This window comes from Streptomyces otsuchiensis, from assembly GCF_004305975.1.
GTDB classification, from domain to species: Bacteria; Actinomycetota; Actinomycetes; order Streptomycetales; family Streptomycetaceae; genus Streptomyces; species Streptomyces otsuchiensis.
Genome location: NZ_BHZI01000524.1, coordinates 1 through 1,397, shown reverse-complemented (window position 1 = coordinate 1,397; position 1,397 = coordinate 1). Strand labels below are relative to the sequence as shown.

The following is a 1,397-nucleotide window of genomic DNA, read 5'->3' as shown; positions in this document are numbered from 1 at the left end:
GTGCGTGCCCGGGTGACGTTAGCGCGCCGCCCGGACCGCCCGGCCGTCACGGGTTCCGGTGACCGGCGTCGTGGTCACGCGCGGATCACGCGTCCACGACCAATACGACCACTATGACGCCAGTGTTAACAGCTCTCGTACACGGCTGTAACCCCGCTCACACTGTGGTGCACCGCGGCGCGGCGGCCTGGACGGGCTCCGCCGCCGCGCGGGAGAGCCGACGCACGCCCGGCGCGGCCGGCGCTCACCCCCGACCCGCAGTGCAGAGGAAAGGACGTACCGGATGAGGACGCCCAAGGCCCTGGGACGGAGCGTGGCGGTCGCCGCCTCCGTGGTCCTGGTCGGCGTCGCACTGGTCGATGTGCGCCAGAGCGCCGCATCGGGCGGCGGCCCGAACGAGAAGCTGATGCTGATCGCCCCGGCCGCGCCCGGCGGCGGCTGGGACACGCTCGCCCGCGAGATGCAGAACGGTCTCCGCGAGGAGGGGCTGCGCTACAACATCGAGGTGTCCAACGCCGAGGGGGCGGGCGGCACCATCGGCCTGACCCAGACCGCCAACCGGGAGGGCCAGGCCAACGTCCTGACCATGTCCGGCCTGGGCATGGTCGGCGCCGTCGAGACCCTCGGCTCGCAGCACACCATGGACGACGCCACCCCGATCGCTCAGGTCGCCTCCGAGTACCTCGCGGTCGTCGTCCCGGCGGACTCGCCCTACGAGACGCTGGACGACCTCGCCGACGACTGGGAGAACCAGGGGCGTCAGCTCCCGGTGGCCGGCGGCTCGATGGGCGGCGTGGACCAGATCTTCACCGCCCGCGTCGCCGAGGTGATGGACGTCGACGCCTCCGCCATCAACTACCTGCCGTACTCCGGCGGTGGTGAGGTGGTCACCTCGCTGCTGTCCGGCACCTCCCTGGTCGGGTTCGGGACCGTCGGCGACTTCAGCGACCAGCTCGACCGCGGCGCCATGCGCGCCCTCGCGGTCTCCGCACCCGAGCGGCTCGACGGCGTGGACGTGCCGACGATGCTGGAGCTCGGCTACGACCTGGAGATGTCCAACTGGCGCGGCGTCATCGCGCCGCCCGGCATCACCGAGGAGGAGGCCGACCGGCTTCAGGAACTGGTCGCCGAACTGGTCGTGACCGACTCCTGGGCCGACACCCTCAAGCGCAACAGGTGGACCGACACGTACCAGGACCGCGCCGAGTTCGAGGCGTTCCTGGAGGAGGAGATCGCGGTGACCGCAGAGATCGTGAAGGCGCTGGGACTGTGACGCCGAACCGAACGGACAGCCCGGAGCCCGGCGCCGGTGCCGGTGCCGGTGAGCGGGAGGAAGACGGGACGGGGACGTCGACCGCCCCGGGCCACACCTCCCCGGCCACCGCCACGACCGCCAC

General features: G+C 72.0%; 1 protein-coding gene. It reads left to right on the top strand.

Features of this window, described 5'->3' with window-relative positions; all coding sequences use genetic code 11:
- The first annotated feature begins 283 nt into the window (after positions 1–283).
- The gene (locus E0D90_RS25615; protein WP_130800292.1) at positions 284–1,273 is read left to right on the top strand and encodes a Bug family tripartite tricarboxylate transporter substrate binding protein; all 990 of its coding nucleotides are present in this window, start codon (positions 284–286) and stop codon (positions 1,271–1,273) included.
- Positions 1,274–1,397: the final 124 nt, after the last annotated feature.

Excerpts from the sequence above, each read along its gene's own strand:
- E0D90_RS25615 (WP_130800292.1), top strand. The coding sequence starts at position 284 with ATGAGGACGCCCAAGGCCCTGGGACGGAGCGTGGCGGTCGCCGCCTCC.